This is a genomic window from Hydrogenophaga sp. T2 (assembly GCF_049843535.1).
Lineage (GTDB): Bacteria > Pseudomonadota > Gammaproteobacteria > Burkholderiales > Burkholderiaceae_C > Hydrogenophaga > Hydrogenophaga crocea.
Map to the genome: position 1 here is coordinate 637,398 of NZ_JBBHZJ010000002.1, position 20,103 is coordinate 657,500.

19 protein-coding genes and 2 rRNA genes (1 of these 21 cut by a window edge) are annotated in these 20,103 nt (G+C 67.8%); 5 read left to right on the forward strand and 16 right to left on the reverse strand.

Translation table 11 applies throughout. The features are described 5' to 3' along the window. Nucleotides 1–17 precede the first annotated feature (17 nt). The 4 genes from can to WDZ95_RS06695 form a co-directional block, all read right to left on the reverse strand. Nucleotides 18–677: a carbonate dehydratase gene (gene can / locus WDZ95_RS06680; RefSeq protein WP_166229772.1), complete on the reverse strand. Its 660-nt coding sequence runs from the start codon at nt 675–677 to the stop codon at nt 18–20. 35 nt (nt 678–712) lie between these two features. After that, on the reverse strand, nt 713–1,894 hold the full coding sequence (locus tag WDZ95_RS06685) for an isovaleryl-CoA dehydrogenase (RefSeq protein ID WP_425777162.1): 1,182 nt from the start codon (nt 1,892–1,894) through the stop codon (nt 713–715). A gap of 22 nt (nt 1,895–1,916) precedes the next feature. Continuing rightward, nucleotides 1,917–2,375 carry a PaaI family thioesterase gene (locus WDZ95_RS06690; RefSeq protein WP_425777164.1) on the reverse strand — a complete coding sequence of 153 codons (459 nt, stop codon included), beginning with the start codon at nt 2,373–2,375 and terminating at the stop codon, nt 1,917–1,919. Between the two features lie 88 nt (nt 2,376–2,463). Then, the gene (locus WDZ95_RS06695; protein ID WP_166229766.1) at nt 2,464–2,868 is read right to left on the reverse strand and encodes a MerR family transcriptional regulator; all 405 of its coding nucleotides are present in this window, start codon (nt 2,866–2,868) and stop codon (nt 2,464–2,466) included. 113 nt (nt 2,869–2,981) lie between these two features. Between WDZ95_RS06695 and WDZ95_RS06700 the strand changes: the two genes are divergently transcribed. Then, complete coding sequence (locus WDZ95_RS06700) at nt 2,982–4,049, forward strand: MBL fold metallo-hydrolase (RefSeq protein WP_425777167.1); 1,068 nt, start codon at nt 2,982–2,984, stop codon at nt 4,047–4,049. A 6-nt stretch (nt 4,050–4,055) separates the two neighbouring features. On the opposite strand, the gene WDZ95_RS06705 is transcribed toward WDZ95_RS06700, so the two are convergent. From WDZ95_RS06705 to WDZ95_RS06745, 9 genes are all read right to left on the reverse strand, one after another. Then, nucleotides 4,056–4,943: a M48 family metallopeptidase gene (locus WDZ95_RS06705; RefSeq protein WP_425777169.1), complete on the reverse strand. Its 888-nt coding sequence runs from the start codon at nt 4,941–4,943 to the stop codon at nt 4,056–4,058. A 5-nt stretch (nt 4,944–4,948) separates the two neighbouring features. Beyond that, nucleotides 4,949–5,692 carry a lysophospholipid acyltransferase family protein gene (locus WDZ95_RS06710; RefSeq protein ID WP_425777171.1) on the reverse strand — a complete coding sequence of 248 codons (744 nt, stop codon included), beginning with the start codon at nt 5,690–5,692 and terminating at the stop codon, nt 4,949–4,951. Beyond that, a complete protein-coding gene (gmhB, locus tag WDZ95_RS06715) occupies nt 5,689–6,267 on the reverse strand; it encodes a D-glycero-beta-D-manno-heptose 1,7-bisphosphate 7-phosphatase (protein ID WP_287469716.1) in 579 nt (192 codons plus the stop codon). The genes WDZ95_RS06710 and gmhB overlap by 4 nt, the downstream gene beginning before the upstream one ends. A gap of 7 nt (nt 6,268–6,274) precedes the next feature. Further along, the gene (gene glyS, locus WDZ95_RS06720) at nt 6,275–8,395 is read right to left on the reverse strand and encodes a glycine--tRNA ligase subunit beta (RefSeq protein WP_425777173.1); all 2,121 of its coding nucleotides are present in this window, start codon (nt 8,393–8,395) and stop codon (nt 6,275–6,277) included. 20 nt (nt 8,396–8,415) lie between these two features. Beyond that, nucleotides 8,416–9,321 carry a glycine--tRNA ligase subunit alpha gene (gene glyQ / locus WDZ95_RS06725; RefSeq protein WP_166231506.1) on the reverse strand — a complete coding sequence of 302 codons (906 nt, stop codon included), beginning with the start codon at nt 9,319–9,321 and terminating at the stop codon, nt 8,416–8,418. Nucleotides 9,322–9,451: 130 nt separating this feature from the next. Further along, nucleotides 9,452–11,257, reverse strand: a complete 1,806-nt coding sequence (gene lnt, locus WDZ95_RS06730) for an apolipoprotein N-acyltransferase (RefSeq protein ID WP_425777266.1) — start codon at nt 11,255–11,257, stop codon at nt 9,452–9,454. Between the two features lie 68 nt (nt 11,258–11,325). Next, a complete protein-coding gene (locus WDZ95_RS06735) occupies nt 11,326–12,192 on the reverse strand; it encodes an HlyC/CorC family transporter (protein ID WP_205710679.1) in 867 nt (288 codons plus the stop codon). A gap of 100 nt (nt 12,193–12,292) precedes the next feature. After that, nucleotides 12,293–12,967, reverse strand: a complete 675-nt coding sequence (locus WDZ95_RS06740; protein WP_166229755.1) for a GNAT family N-acetyltransferase — start codon at nt 12,965–12,967, stop codon at nt 12,293–12,295. Nucleotides 12,968–13,051: 84 nt separating this feature from the next. Next, nucleotides 13,052–13,525: an Lrp/AsnC family transcriptional regulator gene (locus WDZ95_RS06745; RefSeq protein ID WP_166229753.1), complete on the reverse strand. Its 474-nt coding sequence runs from the start codon at nt 13,523–13,525 to the stop codon at nt 13,052–13,054. 118 nt (nt 13,526–13,643) lie between these two features. Between WDZ95_RS06745 and hppD the strand changes: the two genes are divergently transcribed. Then, nucleotides 13,644–14,765 (forward strand): 4-hydroxyphenylpyruvate dioxygenase, encoded by a 1,122-nt coding sequence (hppD, locus tag WDZ95_RS06750; protein ID WP_425777176.1) that lies wholly within the window; start codon nt 13,644–13,646, stop codon nt 14,763–14,765. A 12-nt stretch (nt 14,766–14,777) separates the two neighbouring features. Beyond that, nucleotides 14,778–15,632, forward strand: coding sequence for a phenylalanine 4-monooxygenase (gene phhA / locus WDZ95_RS06755; RefSeq protein ID WP_425777178.1), 855 nt, complete (start codon nt 14,778–14,780; stop codon nt 15,630–15,632). Here the strand turns inward: phhA and WDZ95_RS06760 are convergent. After that, nucleotides 15,554–16,537 (reverse strand): esterase/lipase family protein, encoded by a 984-nt coding sequence (locus tag WDZ95_RS06760; protein WP_425777180.1) that lies wholly within the window; start codon nt 16,535–16,537, stop codon nt 15,554–15,556. The two genes, phhA and WDZ95_RS06760, sit on opposite strands and share 79 nt — an antisense overlap. A 64-nt stretch (nt 16,538–16,601) precedes the next feature. Here WDZ95_RS06760 and WDZ95_RS06765 point away from each other — a divergent pair, with 64 nt between their 5' ends. Both WDZ95_RS06765 and WDZ95_RS06770 read left to right on the forward strand, forming a co-directional pair. Then, entirely contained in the window at nt 16,602–17,369 is a 768-nt protein-coding gene (locus WDZ95_RS06765) for an FFLEELY motif protein (RefSeq protein ID WP_425777182.1), read from the forward strand. Then, nucleotides 17,366–18,322, forward strand: a complete 957-nt coding sequence (locus tag WDZ95_RS06770) for an MBL fold metallo-hydrolase (protein WP_425777184.1) — start codon at nt 17,366–17,368, stop codon at nt 18,320–18,322. Before WDZ95_RS06765 ends, WDZ95_RS06770 begins: the two co-directional genes overlap by 4 nt. Nucleotides 18,323–18,398: 76 nt before the next feature. Here the strand turns inward: WDZ95_RS06770 and rrf are convergent. Both rrf and WDZ95_RS06780 read right to left on the reverse strand, forming a co-directional pair. After that, a 5S ribosomal RNA gene (gene rrf, locus WDZ95_RS06775) occupies nt 18,399–18,511 on the reverse strand. A 155-nt stretch (nt 18,512–18,666) separates the two neighbouring features. Further along, nucleotides 18,667–20,103: ribosomal RNA gene (locus WDZ95_RS06780) — 23S ribosomal RNA — on the reverse strand (it continues 1,437 nt past the right edge of the window).

Below are 20,103 nucleotides of genomic sequence, written 5' to 3' on the forward strand. Positions count from 1 at the left end.
GTCCCGCGGCCGCAGACTCAGTCGCGCGAGCGCACCGCCACGCCTTCCACGGCGCGCAGGTACGCGGTGTCGAGATCGGGGTTGCCGCGCAGGGTCATGAACAGGTCCTGCACCAGGCCGTCCTTCAAGCCATAGACCCAGCCGTGCAGCGCGATCGCCTGACCGCGGCTCCAGGCGTCCTGCACCACGGTGGTCTGCGCGAGGTTCACCACCTGCTCGATGGCGTTGAGCTCGCACAACGCGTCGAGGCGGTGCTTCTCGGGCAGGCCCGCGAGCAGCGCCGCATGGCGGTCGCGCACGTCCTTGATGTGGCGCAGCCAGTTGTCGGCCAGGCCCACGCGGGCATCGCGCAGCGCGGCCTGCACGCCGCCGCAGCCGTAGTGGCCCACCACCATCAGGTGCTCGACCTTGAGCACGTCGACCGCGTACTGCACGGTGGACAGGCAGTTGAGGTCGGTGGGCACCACCACGTTGGCCACGTTGCGGTGCACGAAGACCTCGCCCGGGTCGAGGCCGGTGATCTGGTTCGCGGGCACGCGGCTGTCGGAGCAGCCGATCCACATGTAGCGCGGGCTCTGCTGTTGCGAAAGTTTGGTGAAGAATCCCGGGCGCTCGGCCTCGACCTGGGCCGCCCAGCGCCGGTTGTGTTCCAGCAGGTGTTGAAGATCGTCGCTCATGGGGGCATTGTCCCAGCACCGGGCCTGCGCCCGCCTTACAGGGTCTCGGCGAACAGTTCGCGGCCGATCAGCATGCGGCGGATCTCGCTGGTGCCGGCGCCGATCTCGTAGAGCTTGGCGTCGCGCCAGAGGCGGCCCAGCGGGTATTCGTTGATGTAGCCGTTGCCACCGAAGATCTGCACGCCCTCGCCCGCCATCCAGGTGGCCTTCTCGGCGGTCCAGAGGATCACGCTCGCGCAGTCCTTGCGCACCTGGCGCACGTGCTCGGTGCCCAGCAGATCGAGGTTCTTGGCCACGGTGTAGGCGAAGCTGCGCGCGGCCTGCAGCACGGTGTACATGTCGGCCACCTTGCCCTGGATGAGCTGGAACTCGCCGATGCTCTGGCCGAACTGCTTGCGGTCGTGGATGTAGGGGATCACGTTGTCCATGACCGCCTGCATGATGCCCAGCGGCCCGCCGCTGAGCACGGCGCGCTCGTAATCGAGCCCGCTCATGAGCACCTTGGCGCCGTTGTTGAGGCCCCCCAGGATGTTCTCGGCCGGCACCTCGACGTTCTGGAACACCAGCTCGCCCGTGTGGCTGCCGCGCATGCCGAGCTTGTCGAGCTTCTGCGCGATCGAAAAGCCCTTCATGCCTTTCTCGATGAGGAAGGCCGTGACGCCGCGCGCGCCCATCTCGGGTTCGGTCTTGGCGTAGACCACCAGGGTGTCGGCGTCGGGGCCGTTGGTGATCCACATCTTGCTGCCGTTGAGCAGGTAGTAGCCGCCCTTGTCCTCGGCCTTGAGCTTCATGCTGATCACGTCGGAGCCCGCGCCCGGCTCGCTCATGGCCAGCGCGCCCACGTGCTCGCCGCTGATCAGCCTGGGCAGGTACTTCTGGCGCTGCGCGTCGTTGCCGTTGCGCTTGATCTGGTTCACGCACAGGTTGGAGTGCGCGCCGTAGCTCAGGCCCACCGACGCGCTGGCGCGGCTGATCTCCTCCATGGCCACCATGTGCGCGAGGTAGCCCATGTTGGCGCCACCGTAGGTCTCGGGCACGGTGATGCCGAGCACGCCGAGCTCGCCCATCTTGCGCCACAGGTCCATGGGGAACTGGTCGCTGCGGTCGATCTCGGCGGCGCGTGGCGCGATCTCGGCCTGCGCGAAGTCGCGCACGGCGTCGCGCAGCGCATCGATGTCGTCGCCCAACTGGAAGTTCAGGCCGGGAAGCTGGTTCATGGGGAATGTCTCCGGGTTGTGTTCAGCCGCGCACGTCGTCGCGGCCGGTGACGGTCATGAGGGTGCAGCCCATGGTGGCCACGAGTTTCTCGCGGCCCTGGTGCAGCGCAAAGGCCTGGCCCTCGACCACGCTCACGGTGCGGCCGGGCTTGATCACCGTGCCCACCATGCGGAAGCTCTCGCCCTGTGCGGGCGCGAGCAGGTTGATCTTGAATTCGATGGTGAGCACGGCCGCGTCGGCCGGCATGAGCGTGAAGCCCGCGTAGCCGCAGGCCGAGTCGAGCGCGGTGGACACCATGCCCGCGTGCAGGAAACCGTGCTGCTGCGTGAGGTGCTTCGCCCAGGGCAGCGTGATGACCACGCGCCCCGGCGCCACGTCGGCGAGCGTGGCGCCCAGCGTGCCCATGGCGCCCTGCAGCGCGAAGCTGGCGCGCACGCGCTCGGCGTAGTTCGGGTCCTTGGGCTGGAAAGCGGTGCTCATGGGGATGGGCCTGGCGGGCACCCGGCGCGGGCGCGAAGCCGCGATTCTATGTTTACGTTTACGTAAACGTCAATTCGACGGGGCGGACTCAGGCGCCCTTGCGCTCGACCTTGTTGAGCAGCGCGCGCGCTTCCTTCTCGTGCACCTTGACCTCGTCGAGGTTGGCCACGAGATCGGCCATCTGCTCTTCGAGCTGGCGCCGGTGTTCGGCCAGGATGGCGAGGAATTTGCGCAACTGGGGCCCGGTGTCGCGCGGGCTGTCGTACATGTCGATGATGTCCTTGGCCTCGGTGAGCGAGAGGCCCAGGCGCTTGGCGCGCAGCGTGAGCTTCAGGCGCGTGCGGTCGCGCGCACTGTAGACGCGGTTGCGGCCACCCGGGCCTTCGCGCTTGGGCTGCAGCAGGCCCATGTCTTCGTAGAAACGGATCGCGCGCGTGGTGAGGTCGAACTCGCGCGCGAGGTCGCCGATGGTGTAGGTCGGGTTGGTGGCCATGGTGCGGTGTCGGGTGGCAGACAGGGGATCGCCCGTGGTGCTCCGTAGAATGCCCGTTTCTTGACGTTTACGTCAACGTCAAAGCAAGCATCTTAGCGCCAGCCCTTCGCCCCATGAGCCTTTCCCGCGACCAGCTCGAAGCCCGCCTGCAGTACCCGCTGGGCGCCGCCCTGCCCGAGACCGGCCGCGCGCTGCCAGTGGCGCCGGGCGTGAAATGGGTGCGCATGGGCCTGCCCTTCGCGCTCGACCACATCAACCTCTGGCTGCTGCGCGACCGCCTCGACGGCCGCGAGGGCTGGACCGTGGTGGACTGCTGCATCGCGCGCGACGAAACGAGGGCGCAATGGGAGCAGGTGTTCGCCAACGAACTCGACGGCCTGCCCGTGCTGCGCGTGATCGTGACCCACATGCACCCCGACCACATCGGGCTGGCGCAGTGGTTGTGCGAGCGCTGGGACTGCCGCTTGTGGATCAGCAGCACCGATTACCTGATGGCCCGCCTGGGTTCGCAGACCACCACCGGCTTCGGCGGCGAGGCCGCAGCGGCCTTCTTCGCGAGCCACGGCCTCAACGATCCCGAGAGCGTGGCCAAGGTGCGTGCGCGCGCCAACTACTACCCGAGCCTGGTGCCGGGTGTGCCCGCGCAATCGCGCCGCCTGCTCGACGGCCTGGTGGTGACCATCGGCGGGCACGGCTGGCGCTGCATCAGCGGCTTCGGCCACGCGCCCGAGCACATGGCGCTGTGGTGCGAGGCGCTGGGCGTGCTGATCAGCGGCGACATGATCCTGCCGCGCATCTCGACCAACGTGAGCGTGTACGACCAGGAGCCCGAGGCCGATGCGCTCACGCTGTTCCTCGACTCGATCGACAAGTTCCTGCCGCTGCCGGAAGACACGCTGGTGCTGCCCTCGCACGGCCGGCCGTTCCGCGGCCTGCACGAGCGCATCCGGCAGCTGCACGAGCACCACGACGAGCGGCTCGCCGAGGTGATGGCCGCCTGCCGCGAGAAGCCCTGCAGCGCGAACGACGTGCTGCCGGTGCTGTTCCCGCGCGCGCTCGACCTGCACCAGACCACGTTCGCGATGGGCGAGGCGGTGGCGCACCTGCACCGCTTGTGGCACGCGGGCGCGCTGCGACGCGAGCGCGGCGAGGACGGCGTCTGGCGGTTCAGCGTGGCCTGACAGCGCTCAGTCCTCGCCCAGCGGCAGCGCCGAGGCCTTGAGCGCGCGGCGGCGCTCGAGGTGGTCGGGCATGACGCTGGCCACCACGTCCCAGAAGCGCGGGCTGTGGTCCATGTGGCGCAGGTGGCTGAGCTCGTGCACCACCACGTAGTCGACCATGTCGAGCGAGAGGTGGATCAGCCGCCAGTTCAGGCGGATGCGGCCGTCGGCGCTCGCGCTGCCCCAGCGCGTGTCGGCGTTGGAGAGCGACAGCCGCGTCCATTGCACGCCGAGCCGCGGCGCGAAGTGGTTGAGCCGCTCGGTGAACACGCTGCGCGCGTGGCGCATGAGCCAGGCCTGCGCGGCGTCGCGGATCTGGCTTTCGCTGGCGTGCCGGGGCAGGCCCACGCGCAGCGTGCGCGTGGCGCTGTCGAGCGCGGCGCCGCGGCCCGAGAAGCCGTGCGCCGGGTCGAGCTGCAGCCGCACCGGCTCGCCGAGCAGGGGCAGCGCCACGCCATCGGCCCAGGCGATGCGGTTGCGGGCCTGGCGCTCGGCGCGCTCGCGGGCCTCGATGAGCTTGTCGATCACCCAGCCGGCCTTCTCCTGCAGCACGGCCTCGATCTCGCCGAAGGTGCTCCAGCGCGGCGCGCGCACGCTCAGGCCTTCGGTGCCCACGCTCAGGCCGATGGTGCGGCGCTTGCCGCGCTGGAATTCGTAGCCCACCTCGCAGCCGCGCAGGCGCACCAGGCGGTTGGCGCGCGGGTGGTGCCAGGTGCCGGGCTGGAACACCTCGGCCATGGGCAGCGCGGGCGCTGCCGCGGCGGCGGGTGCGGGGCCGGGCGCGGGCGGCGCGCGCGGGGCTTCGGGCGGGTCGTCGCCGAACAGGTCGAAGGCGAGCTGCACGAAGCGCTGCATGGGCCTCAGCGGTAGGCCTCGGGGTCGAGGCGGCGCATCTCGGCCTCGATCCAGGCCTCGACCTCGCGCATGAGTTCGTCGGCGTCGCGGCCCTGGCTGGGGATGGGTTTGCCGATGGAGAAATCGACCACGCCCGGGCGCTTGAGGAAGGCCTTGCGCGGCCAGCACTTGGCCGAGGTGACGGCGACCGGGATCACGGGCGCGCCGGTGGCCACGGCCAGGCGCGTGCCCCCGGTCTTGTACTGGCCCTGCTGGCCGCGCGGGATGCGCGTGCCCTCGGGGAACATGATCACCCAGGTGCCCTGGTCGAGCAGGCGCTGGCCCTGTTCGACCACCTTGTTGAAGGCCTGGGTGCGCTTGCTGCGGTCGATGTGGATCATGTCCATGCGGCCCATGGCCCAGCCGAAGAAAGGCACGTAGAGCAGCTCCTTCTTGAACACGTAGGCCAGCGGGTGCGGCATGAGCGTGGGCATGGCAAAGGTTTCCCACGTCGACTGGTGCTTGACCAGCAGGATGGCCGGCGCGGTGCTGCCCACGGGCAGGTTCTCCATGCCCGTGACGCGGTTGCGGATGCCCAGGATCAGCGTGCCGCTGTGCACCGCCAGGCGCAGCCAGCCCACGCACATCCAGTACAGCGCGGTGCTGCTGATGAAGGGCGACACAAGGATGACCGCGAGCGCCCACGGGATCACGGTGACCACCATGAACAGCATGTGCAGCAGCGAGCGCAAGGCGTTGACGAGGATCATGCGGCGGTCTTGGCGGCGGGAGCGGGTTGGGCGAGCAGCCAGTCGGCGAAGGCGCCGAGGTTGGCGTGCACCTGGGTGCCGGGCGGCAGGCCGGGAATGGCCGCGGCCTCGTGGCCCGCGAGCCCGGCCGAGGCGCCGGTGAGCAGCAGGTGGGTGGGGCAGCCGGCGGCGGCGCCGGCCTGCACGTGGCGCAGCGAATTGCCCGCGGCGGGCACGTCGGCCAGCGGCACGCCGAAGCGCGCGCCGATCTGCAGGAACAGGCCGGGCAGCGGCTTGCGGCAGTCGCAGCGGTCTTCGGGCGCGTGCGGGCAGATGAAGATGGCCTCGACGCGCGCGCCCGCGGCCGCGAGCTGGCGGTGCATCTTCACATGGATGGCGTTGAGCGAGGCCATGTCGAACAGGCCGCGGCCGATGCCCGACTGGTTGGTGACCAGCACCACGCGCCAGCCGCCGTGGTTGAGGCGGGCCACGGCCTCGAGCGCGCCGGGCAGCGGCTCCCACTCGTCCGGCGACGCCACCTTGTCGTCGCGGCCGCGGTTGAGCGTGCCGTCGCGGTCGAGGATGAGCAGCTTCATGCCGCGATCATGCCGCGAGTCGGGACAGATCGGCCACGCGGTTCATCGCGCGGTGCAGTTGCTGCAGCAGCGCCAGCCGGTTGGCCTTGAGCGCGGCGTCGTCGGCATTGACCATCACGCCGTCGAAGAAAGCGTCGACCGGCGCGCGCAGCGCGGCCAGGGCCTGCAGGCTCGCGGTGAAGTCGCCGGCGTCGAACTTCGCGTCGGCCGCGGGCACGGTGGTCTGCATGGCGGCGAACAGGGCCTGCTCCGCGGCCTCTTGCAGCAGGGCCTCGCTCACGGCCTCGCCCACGCCCTCGGCCTTCTTGAGGATGTTGCCGATGCGCTTGTTGGCCGCGGCGAGCGCGGGCGCTTCGGGCAGCGCGGCGAAGGTGCGCACGGCCTGCAGGCGCTTGCCCACGTCGGCCAGGCGCGCGGGGCGCAGGGCGATCACGGCGTCGACCTCCTGCGCGGTGTAGCCCTGCTCGCGTAGGCTGCCTGCGAGGCGGTCGTAGATGAAGTCGGCGAGCGCGTCGGCCGGGTCCTTGATGAGGGCGCCAAAGGCCGGCACGGCGGCGCGGATGAGCGCGCCGAGGTCGAGCGGCAGGTCCTGCTCGATCAGCATGCGCACCACGCCCAACGCATGGCGGCGCAGCGCGAACGGGTCCTTGTCGCCCGTGGGCAGGTTGCCGATGCCGAACATGCCCACCAGCGTTTCGAGCTTGTCGGCCAGCGCCACCGCCGTGCCCACGGCGTTGCGCGGCAGCGCGTCGCCCGCGAAGCGCGGCTTGTAGTGGTCTTCGATGGCGAAGGCGATGGCCTCGCTCAGGCCGTCGTGGCGCGCGTAGTAGCCGCCCATGATGCCCTGCAGCTCGGGGAATTCGCCCACCATGTCGGTGAGCAGGTCGGTCTTGGCCAGGCGCGCGGCGGTGTCGGCCTGCTGCGCGAGCACGTCGCCGCCCAGCATCTGGCCCACCGCGCGCGCAATGGCGCGCACGCGCTCCACGCGCTCGCCCTGGGTGCCGAGCTGGTTGTGGTAGACCACCTTGCCCAGGCCCTCGACGCGCGATTCGAGCGTCTTCTTGCGGTCCTGGTCGAAGAAGAACTTGGCGTCGGCCAGGCGCGGACGCACCACGCGCTCGTTGCCGCCGATCACGGCGCTGGCGTCGGCCGGGCGGATGTTGCTGACCACCAGGAAGCGGTGCGTCAGGCGGCCCTGGGCGTCGAGCAGCGGGAAGTACTTCTGGTTGGCCTTCATCGTGAGGATGAGGCATTCCTGCGGCACGTCGAGGAACTGCTGCTCGAAGGCGCAGACCAGCACGTTGGGGCGCTCGACCAGCGCGGTGACCTCGTCGAGCAGGGCCTCGTCCTCGATGGGCCGGCAGCCGCCGCCCACCTGCGCGGCGGCCGCGGCGAGCTGGCGCGCGATCTCGGCGCGGCGCTCGGCGAAGGACGCGATCACCGCGCCCTCGCTCGCGAGCGTGGCGGCGTAGGCGTCGGCATGCGGCACCACCACCGGGTCGGCCTTGGCCTCGAAGCGGTGGCCGTGCGTGGCGTTGCCGGCCTGCAGGCCCAGCGCCTTCACGGGCACCACGCCGGCGCCGTGCAGCGCCACCAGACCGTGCGCCGGGCGCACGAACTGCACGCTGTCCCAGCCCGGCAGCTCGCAGCCCGACTCGAGCTGGTAGGTCATGACCTTGGGAATGGGCAGTTGCGCGATGGCTTCGTCGAGCGCCTTCTGCAGGCCGGCCGCGAGCTCGGCGCCCGGGGCCACGCTGTCGAAGAACAGGGCCTCGGCCTTGCCGTCGGGTGCACGGCGCAGGCCGGCCACGGCCGAGGCATCGGCACCGAGCGCGCCCAGGCGCTTGAGCAGCGCGGGCGTGGGCTGGCCGCTGGCGTCCAGGCCCACGGCCACGGGCATGAGCTTTTGCGACACCGGTTTGTCGGCGGCGCGCGCGAGCACGCCCGTGACGTGCGCGCCCAGGCGGCGCGGCGACGCGAAGGCCGTCACGGTGGCGTCGGCCGGGGCCAGGCCCTGGGCCTTGAGGCTCTGGGCCAGCACCGTGGCGAAGGCGTCGCCGAGTTTCTTGAGCGCCTTGGGCGGCAGTTCTTCGACGAAGAGTTCGACGAGCAGGTTCTGTGCGGTCATCGGTGTGGGGGCTTTTCTGCTCACGCGGCCTTCTTGGGGATCTGGGCGACCCACGCGCGCGGGGCGAGCGGGAAGCCCAGGCGTTCGCGGCTCTCGTAGTAGCTCTGGGCCACGCTGCGCGCGAGGTTGCGGATGCGGCCGATGTAGGCCGCGCGCTCGGTCACGCTGATGGCGCCGCGTGCATCGAGCAGGTTGAAGCTGTGCGCGCACTTGAGCACCTGCTCGTAGGCCGGCAGCGCGAGCTGCTCGGCCATGAGGTGCTTGGCCTGCTTCTCGTGGGCGGCGAAGGCGGTGAAGAGGAAGTCGGCGTCCGAGTGCTCGAAGTTGTAGGCCGACTGCTCCTTTTCGTTCTGCAGGTACACGTCGCCGTAGCTCAGGCCTTCGGTCCAGGTGAGGTTGTAGACGTTGTCCACGCCCTGCAGGTACATGGCCAGACGTTCCAGACCGTAGGTGATCTCGCCGGTGGCGGGTTTGCAGTCGATGCCTCCGACCTGCTGGAAGTAGGTGAACTGCGTCACCTCCATGCCGTTGAGCCAGACCTCCCAGCCCAGGCCCCAGGCGCCCAGCGTGGGGTTCTCCCAGTCGTCCTCGACGAAGCGGATGTCGTTCTTCTTGAGGTCGAAGCCCAGGGCTTCGAGCGAGCCGAGGTAGAGCTCGAGGATGTTGGCCGGCGCGGGCTTGAGCACGACCTGGTATTGGTAGTAGTGCTGCAGGCGGTTGGGGTTCTCGCCGTAGCGGCCGTCCTTGGGGCGGCGGCTGGGCTGCACGTAGGCCGCTTTCCAGGGCTCGGGGCCGATGGCGCGCAGGAAGGTCGCGGTGTGGCTGGTGCCGGCGCCGACCTCCATGTCGTAGGGCTGCAGCAGCGCACAGCCGTGCTGCGCCCAGTAGTTCTGCAGGGTGAGGATGATTTGCTGGAAGGTCAGCATGCGCATGGGCCCGCGCGAGGGCGGGCTGCCGTGTTCGATTCAGGGGGAGCGCGGCCGCAGTGGCGTCGCGCGGACAGCCGGCGATTTTACGAGGGGCGGCGGCTCAGCGCCGCCCGGCCCCTGCAGCGGCTCAGCGCCGCCGCGTGCGTCCGCCGCGGCGCCCGAGGTTGCGCAGCGAGGCGATCGCCAGCACGAGCATGCCGCAAACCAGCCACAGCGGGTTGAGGCCCCAGCGCGAGGCCCACTCGGCATAGGGCGTGAGGCCGCTGCGGCCTTCGACGGTGGCCTCGAGCCGGCCGCGCTCGAGCCGCGGCAGCGCGTGCGTGACCACGCCGCGGTGGTCGATGGCCGCGGTGGCGCCGGTGTTGGTGGCGCGCAGCATGGGTCGGCCGAACTCGAGCGCCCGCAGGCGCGATATCTGCAGGTGCTGATCGATGGCCACGGTGTCGCCGAACCAGCCGATGTTGCTGAGGTTCACGAGCACGGTGGGCGCGTTCTCGGCGCTCTCGAAGGCGGCCGCGATCTCCTCGCCGAACAGGTCTTCGTAGCAGATGTTGGGGGCGATGCGCTGGCCGGCCCAGATCCAGGGCGGCTGGGGCAGCTCGCCACGCGCGAAATCGCCCAGCGGGATGTTCATCATCTGCGTGAACCAGCGGAACAGCGGCGGGATGAATTCCCCGAAGGGCACCAGGTGGTGCTTGTCGTAGCGGTGCACCTCGCCGGCCTGCGGATCGCTCAGCGCGCGGCGCGCGGCGGCGGGCGTGATGCCCCAGGCCGAGTTGGTGTAGCCGGCCTCGTAGCTGCCCAGCGGCAGGCCGGTGAGCACGGCCACGGGCTGGGCGCCCGCCTGTTCGGCCAGCGGCCGCAGCAGGCCGCGCCAGAAGGCCGGATCGATCTGCCCCGGCAGCAGCGGCAAGGCGGTTTCGGGCGCCACCACGAGCTGCGGTCCCTGGCCCGCGGCGGCGGCGGCCACGCCCTCGAGCATCTGGCGCGGGTACCAGTCGAGCGCTTGCGCCACGCCGGTGCCGGGCACGAACTTCTGGTCCTGCGGAATGTTGCCCTGCAGCAGCCACACGCGCAGCGGGCCGGTGGACGCGGTCTTGGCCTGCCCCAGGTTGCGCCAGCGCTCGCCGCCACCCAGCAGGCTCACGAGCAGCGCCGCCACCACGCAGGCACTGACCACACCACCCGCCAAGCGCCACCACGACAGGCTGCGCAACTGCAGGCCGGTCTTGGGCGTGGTGACGTAAACCCCGCCCGTGGGGCGCGTGCCCACAGGCCGCACCGGCTGGCGCAGCCAGGCGAGCACGCGGTGCACCACCGCGGTGAGCAGCGAGGCCAGCACATAGGCGAGGACAGCGGCCAGAAAACCCATGCCGTAGACGCCCACGAGCGGCGCCCAGGGCGCCATGAGATCGACCTGGGCATAACCGCCGGCACCCCAGGGGAAACCGGTGAAGAACTCGCCGCGCGCGAGTTCGGCGATGGTCCACACGCCCGCGAACAGCAGGGCCTGCGCGCTGCGCGAGAGCGGGGCCCAGGCGCAGAGGAAGCCGACGGCGAAGGCGTAGTACAGCGCCAGCGCGCCCGCGAGCGCGAACACCGCGAGCGCGGCCATCCACGCGGGCAGGCCGCCGTAGGTGTGCAGCGACACGAACAGCCACCAGAACGTGCCCGCGAGCCAGGCCGTGCCGAACACCCAGCCACGCCACATGGCCTGCCCCACGCGGGTGGCGAACTGCAGCGCGAACACCAGCAGCGCGAGCGAGGCGATCTGCAGGCCGCCGCTGGGCTGGCCGGGCGCGAAGCCGGGAGGGGCCCAGTCTCTGAGCGGCCAGGCGAGCGAGGCGGCCTGACCGAGGCCGCCGAGCAGGCAGACGAAGAAGAACAGCAGGCCGGCCAGGCGCGAACCGCGGCCCGGCGGGCGCCGCGTCATCGGATGGAAGCTCGAGGGCGTGTGGAGCGAACCGAAGAGGCTGCGCATGGGCCGGGGCGTGGGCGAGCTCAGGGCTCGGAGGGGATGGGCGCGACCTTGAACCACTTCACCGCGCCGCCCTTGGTGTGCAGCACGGTGAAGCGCAGGCCGTCGATTTCGTGCACCTCGCCGCGCTTGGGCACGTGGCCCATGGTGTGCGCGATCAGGCCGCCGATGGTGTCGAAGTCCTCGTCGGACAACTTCAGGCCGAAGGCCTCGTTGATGCGCTCGATCGGCGTGTCGCCGCTCACGCGCCAGGTGCTGTCGGCGAGCGCGAACACGTCGCCGGCGTCTTCGTCGACATCGAACTCGTCCTCGATCTCGCCGACGATTTCCTCGAGCACGTCTTCGATGGTGAGCAGGCCCGCCACGCGGCCGAATTCGTCGATGACGATCGCCAGGTGGTTGCGGTTGCCGCGGAACTCGCGCAGCAGGTCGTTGAGGCCCTTGCTCTCGGGCACGAAGGTGGCCGGGCGCAGCAGCGCGCGGATGTTGAGCTCGGGCGCGCGCTGCAGCTTGAGCAGGTCTTTGGCGAGCAGGATGCCGATGATGTTCTCGCGCTCGCCTTCGTAGACCGGGAAGCGCGAGTGCGCGGTGTCGATCACGAGGTGCAGCAGTTCGTCGAACGGCGCATCGATGTCGATCATGTCCATGCGCGGGGCCGCCACCATCACGTCGCCGGCGGTCATGTCGGCGATGCGGATCACGCCCTCGAGCATCACGCGCGATTCGGCGTTGATGATGTCGTTGTCTTCCGCCTCGGCGAGGGTCTCGATCAGCTCGTCCTTGGAGTCCGGGCCGGGGTGGAGGAACTCGGCAAGTTTTTGCAGGAAACCGCGCTTGTCGGCAAGCCGCAGGCCACGCTGCGGCCCGCTACTGGGGGGGTGGTCAGCCACTGGGGAAGACGGAGGTTGGAACAGCGGGCAAGGATACCCCAAGGGCATGGCAGAACAAGCCCCCGCGCGCGCCCGGCGGCCGCTGGCGGGCGACGCCTGTTCAGTTGCGCATGCGATCGCGCGCGTCGCGCACGCCCTGGCGGATTTCCTGCAGCATGCCGATGAGACCCCAGAACTGCTTGGCCTGGGCCTTGAGGTGGTAGTCGGTGAGCGCCACCTGCTCGCTGAGCAGGGCGCTCACGCGCGAGTCGAAATCGGCCGGCGGCAGGCGCAGGTGGGCGTCGGTCTCGGAGCCCGCGCGCTCGAGCACCGCGCCCGCGTTGCGCGCGATCTTGAGCATCGCGGTGTTCTCGGACAGCGCGTGGATGAAAAGCTGGGACACCCCCTCGTTGCGCGCCTGCACCACGGCGCGCTCGAACAGGCGGCTGCCATAGCCCTTGCCGCGCGAGGTCTTGGCGACCGACACGCCGAACTCGGCGCAGCTGCGCAGCTGGGGATCGACCGAGAACGCGAGGTGCGCCATGGCGATGAGGTGCAGACGGCGGTTGAAGATGCCGAACAGCATGTCGCGCTCGAAGTTGAGCTGGTCCACGTAGCGGCGGATCTGCTCGTCGGTGGCGGCGTAGCCGAAGCGCAGGTAGCGGTCGGCGGTGTCGAGCGCGAGCAGGTGCGCCAGGATGCTGGCGCGGTGATCGATGTCGAGCGATCGGATCGGCACCGTCCCGGCATCGGGGCGCTCGTGGCCGGGGGGCGCGGCGGCGTCGGGGGAACTCATGGGTGTCGTGCGGACGGATAGCGGGAAGGGTTCAGAGCATCGCGCGCGATGGGCTTGCGCGCAAGCCATCCCTGTCCGGTGCGTTCACAGCGGCAAGGCGGTGGTGCTCTTGACGCGGTCCATCACGAAGCTGGTCTTGCAGTCCTGCACGCTGGGGTGCTTGAGCAGGGTGTCCATCATGAAGCGCGAGTAGGCGGCCATGTCGGTCACCACGAGGCGCAGCTGGTAGTCCATGTCGCCCGTGAGGGCCACGCACTCCACCACCTCGGGCCAGGCCATGACGCTGGCGCGGAACTCGTCCATGGGATTGCGCTTGTTGCCCTCGGCGTGCTTTTCGAGCCGCACGCTCACGTGGGCCGTGAGGCCCAGGCCCACGGCCTCGGGCTTGAGCAGCGCCACGTAGCGCGCAATGACCCCCGCCTCTTCGAGCCGCCGCACCCGGCGCAGGACCGCGCTCGGCGACAGGCCCACGGTCTCGGCGATGTGGTCGTAGGTGGCGCGGGCGTCGGCCTGCAGGGTGCGCAAAATCGCGCGATCGAGCTTGTCCAAGGCTTCCATCGCCAGGATTTTGCAGGATTCATGCGTCCTTGACCAAAGGAACGCCCACAAACGACGGAATCGTGCCACCCTGCGCCGATACAGTGGCCCATCCGCCCGAACCCCGAAGGAGACCGCCATGAACGCCGCCTTGCCCGCTTCCGCCACCACCGCCTTCCAGGGCTGGGACAACCCCATGGGCACCGATGGCTTCGAGTTCATCGAATACGCCGCACCCGACCCCGTGGCCATGGGCGCGCTGTTCGAGCGCATGGGCTTCAAGCCGATCGCGCGGCACCGGCACAAGGCCGTGACCCTTTACCGCCAGGGCGAGATCAACTTCATCATCAACGCCGAGCCCGACAGCTTCGCGCAGCGGTTCGCACGCCTGCACGGCCCCAGCGTGTGCGCCATCGCCTTCCGCGTCAAAGATGCCAAGGCCGCCTACGAGCGCGCGATTTCGCTGGGTGCCTGGGGCTACGCGGGCCAGGCCGGCCCGGGCGAGCTCAACATCCCGGCCATCAAGGGCATCGGCGACTCGATCATCTATTTCATCGACCGCTGGCGCGGCAAGAACGGCGCCAAGGACGGTGACATCGGCAACATCGGCTTCTACGACGTGGACTTCGAGCCGCTGCCCGGCGCCGAGCTCAACCCGGTGGGCCACGGGCTGACCTACATCGACCACCTCACGCACAACGTGCACCGCGGCCGCATGGCCGAATGGGCCGACTTCTACGAGCGGCTGTTCAACTTCCGCGAGGTTCGCTACTTCGACATCGAGGGCCAGGCCACGGGCGTGAAGAGCAAGGCGATGACCAGCCCCTGCGGCAAGATCCGCATCCCGATCAACGAAGAAGGCAACGAGAAGTCCGGCCAGATCCAGGAGTACCTGGACCGGTACCACGGCGAGGGCATTCAGCACATTGCCATGGGCTCGAGCAACCTCTACGACACGGTGGACGCGCTGCAGATGGCGGGCGTGAAGCTGCTGATCACCAGCGAGACCTACTACGAGCTGCTGCCCAAGCGCATCCCGGACCTGCAGGAAGACATCGAAGGCCTGAAGCAGCGCAACATCCTGGTGGACGGCGCGCCCGGCGAGCTGCTGCTACAGATCTTCAGCGAGAACCAGTTGGGGCCGATCTTCTTCGAGTTCATCCAGCGCAAGGGCAACCAGGGCTTCGGCGAGGGCAACTTCAAGGCCTTGTTCGAGACCATGGAGCTCGACCAGATGCGCCGCGGCGTGCTCAAGGGCTGAAGGAAGACGACCATGGCCGTCGAACCCGTCGTCTACGGCGCCAGCGAGCGCCCGCCGCGTGGCGACTACAGCCGCGCGCGCGACGACTACACCTGTGCGCAGAACTGGTCCGCCTACACCCAGGCTGACCACGACACCTACCGCCGGCTGTATGAACGGCAGAGTGCACTGCTGCCGGGACTGGCGTCGCAAGCCTTCATCGACGCCCTTCCCTCGCTCGGCGTGCGCGACCGCATCCCGCGCTTCGACGAGATCAACGAGCGCCTCCGGCCAGCGACTGGCTGGGAGATCGTGGCGGTGCCGGGGCTCATCCCCGAACTGCCATTCTTCGAGCTGCTGGCGAGCCGCCGCTTTCCGGTGACCGACTGGATCCGAAAGCCCGAAGAATTCGACTACGTGGTCGAGCCCGATGTCTTCCACGACCTGTTCGGCCACGTCCCGCTGCTGTTCAACCCGGTGTTTGCGGACTATGTGCAGCGCTACGGGGCGGGCGGCATCAAGGCCCACCACCTGGGCGCGGGCGAGTTGCTGTCGCGGCTCTACTGGTACACGATCGAGTTCGGCCTGATCCACGAAGCCCAGGGCCTGCGGGCGTACGGCGCCGGCATCCTGAGTTCGTCGGGCGAGCTGCGCCACAGCGTCACGAGCCCGCGCGCGCAGCGCATCGCGCTCGACCTGGTGCGCTGCATGCGCACGCGCTACAAGATCGACGACTACCAGGCCACCTACTTCGTGATCGACAGCTTCCAGCAGCTGTTTGACGTGACCGCGCCCGACTTCACCCCGATCTACGCCGCCGTGCGCTCGCTCGGCGAGTTGTCGGCCGACGCCAGCCTGGCCAGCGACTCGTCCATCACCCTGGGGTGAAACGCGAGGTCCACGTGGGCCGCGCCGGCCACGTGGCGGTTGTCGGCGCCGGGCAGCGTGGCGGTGCTGGCGGGAAAGACGATGTTGTCGGTGTTTGTGTACCAGCACAGAAAGCCCTCGTAGGCCCGGTCGCCGGCCAGCGCCTGTTCGCGGCGCTCCAGTTCGCACAACCAGTCACAGCCTGGCGCCATTTGACGCCCGTTCGCCACGCGGCTGAAGTGTGCAAGCCAGGTGCCCCGGTGTGGCGACGCGATGGTGATCACGCCGCCGATGCGCTCGCGGTGGTCTGCGCGCTGGGCCAGCCAGATGCGGGCCGCGAGCCCGCCCATGCTGTGGCAGACCAGGACCGGTTTCGCTCCCGGGTTCAGCGCCTCCGCGCGCTGGACGGCGGCTTCGATCACGTCGGCATACGCGTCGATGGGGCCGAAGACCGGCTCGAGATTGACCGACACATAAGCCCGCCCTTCGGCACGCAAGCGGGCCATCCAGGGCAACCAGAACCCGCGGTTACAGACAAAGCCGTGGATGAAAACGGCCGCCGCAGCATTGGTTTGCCCCGGGATTTCGTCGTCGGGCCAAAGACGCCACCGGAACGGCTGTCGCCAGGCAAAGACCACCGGAGCGGTGTGGGACTCCTGCCACCACGCGTGCAGCCACTCGCGAAGGCCCGCGCGCGGCGCGGCGTCGCCGCGGTTGACGCGCGCGGCGATCAGCATTTCAAGACCCAGAACCCAGGCGTGCCCCGTGAGCACCAGGAACGCCAGCGCGCCACCGGCCATGGTTCGTCCCAGGGCCACGAATACGGCCGCGACGAACAACAGCGCCAGGGCGCCCAGGCTGGTGAATCGCTGCAGCGTGGCGAGGCGAGATGTGTCGGGCAGTGGGGCTGGGTGTCCATCGCTCATGGCGCAACTATCGCATTTCGGGGGATACGACCTGGTCCCGGGGATCGGGGCTAGACTGGCCAGCATGGCTTCTGCGTCGCCTTCCCTGGCCATTCGGGCCAACCTCGACCGGGTCGCCCGTTTGCGCTCGCGTGCCGCCGCGGAGGGCGAAGCGGCGGCGGTCAGCGCCATCAAGCGGCTGCAGGCGCTGCGTTTCGCGGGCACTTATGCCGACCTGACGGGCCGGCCCGATTCGCTGGCTGCCGTGCGCTTTTTCCTGGACGAGTTGTACGGCGAGCACGACTTCTCCGCGCGCGATGAGCAGTTCGGCCGCATCGCAGGCGCCCTCGAAAAGTTGTTTCCCGATGCCGTGGCGCAGTTGGCAGTGGACCTCACCGAGGTGCACGCGCTGACCGAAGTGCTGGACCACGAACTCGCGGGCCATTGGCTCGCCTTGCCCGCCACGTGGCCGGCGTCTCAGCGCTACCTCGAGGCCTGGCGTCTGAGCGGCGAACGCAGCGATCGAGAGCGGCAATTGGCGGTGGTGGGCCACATGGGTGCCGAGCTCACGCGGCTCACCCGAATGCGCTCCCTTCGCATGGCTCTGCGCATGATGCGCCGACCAGCCCACGCAGCGGGCCTCCAGGCATTGCAGCATTTTCTCGAGACGGGTTTTGACGCGTTCGCCGCGCTCAAGTCGCCAGAAACCTTTCTGCAGACAATCGTGCAGCGCGAATCGCAATGGCTCGATCTCTTGTTCGACGGCGCCCCGGATGTGACCTGTCCCCGGCTTGACAATGCATGGGGGGCCGGGCTTGCGACGGGAGGGCAGGCCTCCACAATGGCCGGATGAATTCCATGAGCGCATTGCGTCCAAAGGAGGCCGACACCTGGTTGAAATCGCTGGGCATCGTCGTGTTCGAGCGCGGCTGGCTGTCCTCGAACAACGTCTTGCTGTTGGCAGAGGACGGCGCGGCGATCGTGGACACGGGTTACGCAAGCCATGCCGATTTGACGGTCGAGCTGGTTCGCAGGGCATTGGGCCCACGGCCACTGCGGCACATTCTGAATACCCATCTGCACAGCGATCATTGCGGCGGCAATGCAGCACTTCATGCCGCGTGGCCCGATGCCCGCATCAGCATTCCGCCGGGGCTCGCCGACGCCGTTCGCGCCTGGGATCGGGTGGCCCTCACACATGAGCCAACGGGGCAAGAGTGTCCCCGGTTCGCGGCCCATGGCTTGTTGACTCCCGGCGAAACCTTCGCGCACGGTGGGCTGTGCTGGGACGTGCATGCCGCAGACGGGCACGATCCGCATGCCGTGGTGCTGTTTGAGCGCGCTCACGGCGTATTGATGTCGGCGGATGCGCTGTGGGGCAATGGCTTCGGTGTCGTGTTCCCGGAGCTGGAAGGCGAGTCGGGGTTCGCCGAAGTGAGCGCCACACTTGATCTCATCGAGCGGCTGAAGCCCGAATGGGTCATCCCGGGGCATGGCCCTGTGTTCCACGGTGCCGCCGTGGGCGAGGCCATGCGCAAGGCACGCTCACGACTTGCACAGTTTGAAGCCGATCCGCGCCGTCACCGCCGGCACGCGCTCAAGGTTTTGATCAAGTTCAAGCTGCTCGAATGGCAGCGGGTCTCCCAAACCGATTTGCTCGCGTGGTTTGCGCAGTCACGCTATTTCACAAGCATCGCCAACGCAGACGGCACGGCTCCGATGGACGAAGTACTGGCAGGCCTGCTGAACGAGCTCGAACAATCGAACGCTTTGCGGCAAGAAGATGCCTTCGTTGTGAACATTTGAACGACTGCTGAAAATCGAACACGCAAAGAAGAAACCCCCAACACCATGTGGTGCTGGGGGTTGCTTGCTTGTAAGAGCCTGACGATGACCTACTTTCACACGGGAATCCGCACTATCATCGGCGCAAAGGCGTTTCACTGTCCTGTTCGGGATGGGAAGGAGTGGGGCCACCTTGCTATGGTCGTCAGGCATAACGGGTTGCCTGGCTGAGGCTTGCTCAGCCAAGCGAATTCATAGAGTCGTGTGAGCTCTGCATTTGCAAAGCATCAGCGTTTATTTTGATTGCTGCCAACGATGGCATATCGTTGCATTGCTTCAAACGATGTCGATGACATCAAAGTTATAGGGTCAAGCCGCACGGGCAATTAGTACTGGTTAGCTTAACGCATTACTGCGCTTCCACACCCAGCCTATCAACGTCGTGGTCTACGACGACCCTTCAGGGGGCTCAAGGCCCCGGCAGATCTCATCTTGGAACGAGTTTCCCGCTTAGATGCTTTCAGCGGTTATCTCTTCCGCACTTAGCTACCCGGCAATGCCACTGGCGTGACAACCGGTACACCAGAGGTGCGTCCACTCCGGTCCTCTCGTACTAGGAGCAGGCTTCCTCAAATCTGCAGCGCCCACGGAAGATAGGGACCAAACTGTCTCACGACGTTTTAAACCCAGCTCACGTACCTCTTTAAATGGCGAACAGCCATACCCTTGGGACCGGCTACAGCCCCAGGATGAGATGAGCCGACATCGAGGTGCCAAACACCGCCGTCGATATGAACTCTTGGGCGGTATCAGCCTGTTATCCCCAGAGTACCTTTTATCCGTTGAGCGATGGCCCTTCCATACAGAACCACCGGATCACTATGTCCTGCTTTCGCATCTGCTCGACTTGTCAGTCTCGCAGTTAAGCACGCTTATGCCATTGCACTATTAGCACGATGTCCGACCGTACCTAGCGTACCTTCGAACTCCTCCGTTACGCTTTGGGAGGAGACCGCCCCAGTCAAACTGCCTACCATGCACTGTCCCCGACCCGGATCACGGGCCTAGGTTAGAACCTCAAACACACCAGGGTGGTATTTCAACGTTGGCTCCACCTGATCTAGCGACCAGGCTTCAAAGCCTCCCACCTATCCTACACAGATCTGTTCAAAGTCCAATACAAAGCTACAGTAAAGGTTCATGGGGTCTTTCCGTCTTTCCGCGGGGAGATTGCATCATCACAAACATTTCAACTTCGCTGAGTCTCGGGAGGAGACAGTGTGGCCATCGTTACGCCATTCGTGCAGGTCGGAACTTACCCGACAAGGAATTTCGCTACCTTAGGACCGTTATAGTTACGGCCGCCGTTTACTGGGACTTCGATCAAGAGCTTGCACCCCATCAATTAATCTTCCAGCACCGGGCAGGCGTCACACCCTATACGTCCACTTTCGTGTTTGCAGAGTGCTGTGTTTTTAATAAACAGTCGCAGCCACCTATTTTTTGCAACCCATTCGTGCTTCGATGTTCTCTACACACTACTAGGGCACACCTTCTTCCGAAGTTACGGTGTCAATTTGCCGAGTTCCTTCTCCCGAGTTCTCTCAAGCGCCTTAGAATACTCATCTCGCGCACCAGTGTCGGTTTGCGGTACGGTCGATCACAAGCTGAAGCTTAGTGGCTTTTCCTGGGACCCCTTTCAGTTACTTCGCGAGCAAGCTCGCTCGATCGACAGCCTCGGTATATGCGCGCCGGATTTGCCTAACGCGCGCCTACATCTGCCTAAACCGGGACATCCAACA

Bases quoted from the DNA above. Each gene is read 5' to 3' on its own strand.
- WDZ95_RS06700 (WP_425777167.1), top strand. From the start codon at position 2,982: ATGAGCCTTTCCCGCGACCAGCTCGAAGCCCGCCTGCAGTACCCGCTG.
- WDZ95_RS06690 (WP_425777164.1), bottom strand. From the start codon at position 2,375: ATGAGCACCGCTTTCCAGCCCAAGGACCCGAACTACGCCGAGCGCGTG.
- WDZ95_RS06760 (WP_425777180.1), bottom strand. From the start codon at position 16,537: ATGAGCGATGGACACCCAGCCCCACTGCCCGACACATCTCGCCTCGCC.
- lnt (WP_425777266.1), bottom strand. From the start codon at position 11,257: ATGACGCGGCGCCCGCCGGGCCGCGGTTCGCGCCTGGCCGGCCTGCTG.
- glyS (WP_425777173.1), bottom strand. From the start codon at position 8,395: ATGACCGCACAGAACCTGCTCGTCGAACTCTTCGTCGAAGAACTGCCG.
- hppD (WP_425777176.1), top strand. From the start codon at position 13,644: ATGAACGCCGCCTTGCCCGCTTCCGCCACCACCGCCTTCCAGGGCTGG.
- WDZ95_RS06745 (WP_166229753.1), bottom strand. From the start codon at position 13,525: ATGGAAGCCTTGGACAAGCTCGATCGCGCGATTTTGCGCACCCTGCAG.
- WDZ95_RS06770 (WP_425777184.1), top strand. From the start codon at position 17,366: ATGAATTCCATGAGCGCATTGCGTCCAAAGGAGGCCGACACCTGGTTG.
- glyQ (WP_166231506.1), bottom strand. From the start codon at position 9,321: ATGCTGACCTTCCAGCAAATCATCCTCACCCTGCAGAACTACTGGGCG.
- WDZ95_RS06765 (WP_425777182.1), top strand. From the start codon at position 16,602: ATGGCTTCTGCGTCGCCTTCCCTGGCCATTCGGGCCAACCTCGACCGG.
- phhA (WP_425777178.1), top strand. From the start codon at position 14,778: ATGGCCGTCGAACCCGTCGTCTACGGCGCCAGCGAGCGCCCGCCGCGT.
- WDZ95_RS06740 (WP_166229755.1), bottom strand. From the start codon at position 12,967: ATGAGTTCCCCCGACGCCGCCGCGCCCCCCGGCCACGAGCGCCCCGAT.
- WDZ95_RS06685 (WP_425777162.1), bottom strand. From the start codon at position 1,894: ATGAACCAGCTTCCCGGCCTGAACTTCCAGTTGGGCGACGACATCGAT.
- gmhB (WP_287469716.1), bottom strand. From the start codon at position 6,267: ATGAAGCTGCTCATCCTCGACCGCGACGGCACGCTCAACCGCGGCCGC.
- can (WP_166229772.1), bottom strand. From the start codon at position 677: ATGAGCGACGATCTTCAACACCTGCTGGAACACAACCGGCGCTGGGCG.
- WDZ95_RS06710 (WP_425777171.1), bottom strand. From the start codon at position 5,692: ATGATCCTCGTCAACGCCTTGCGCTCGCTGCTGCACATGCTGTTCATG.
- WDZ95_RS06705 (WP_425777169.1), bottom strand. From the start codon at position 4,943: ATGCAGCGCTTCGTGCAGCTCGCCTTCGACCTGTTCGGCGACGACCCG.
- WDZ95_RS06695 (WP_166229766.1), bottom strand. From the start codon at position 2,868: ATGGCCACCAACCCGACCTACACCATCGGCGACCTCGCGCGCGAGTTC.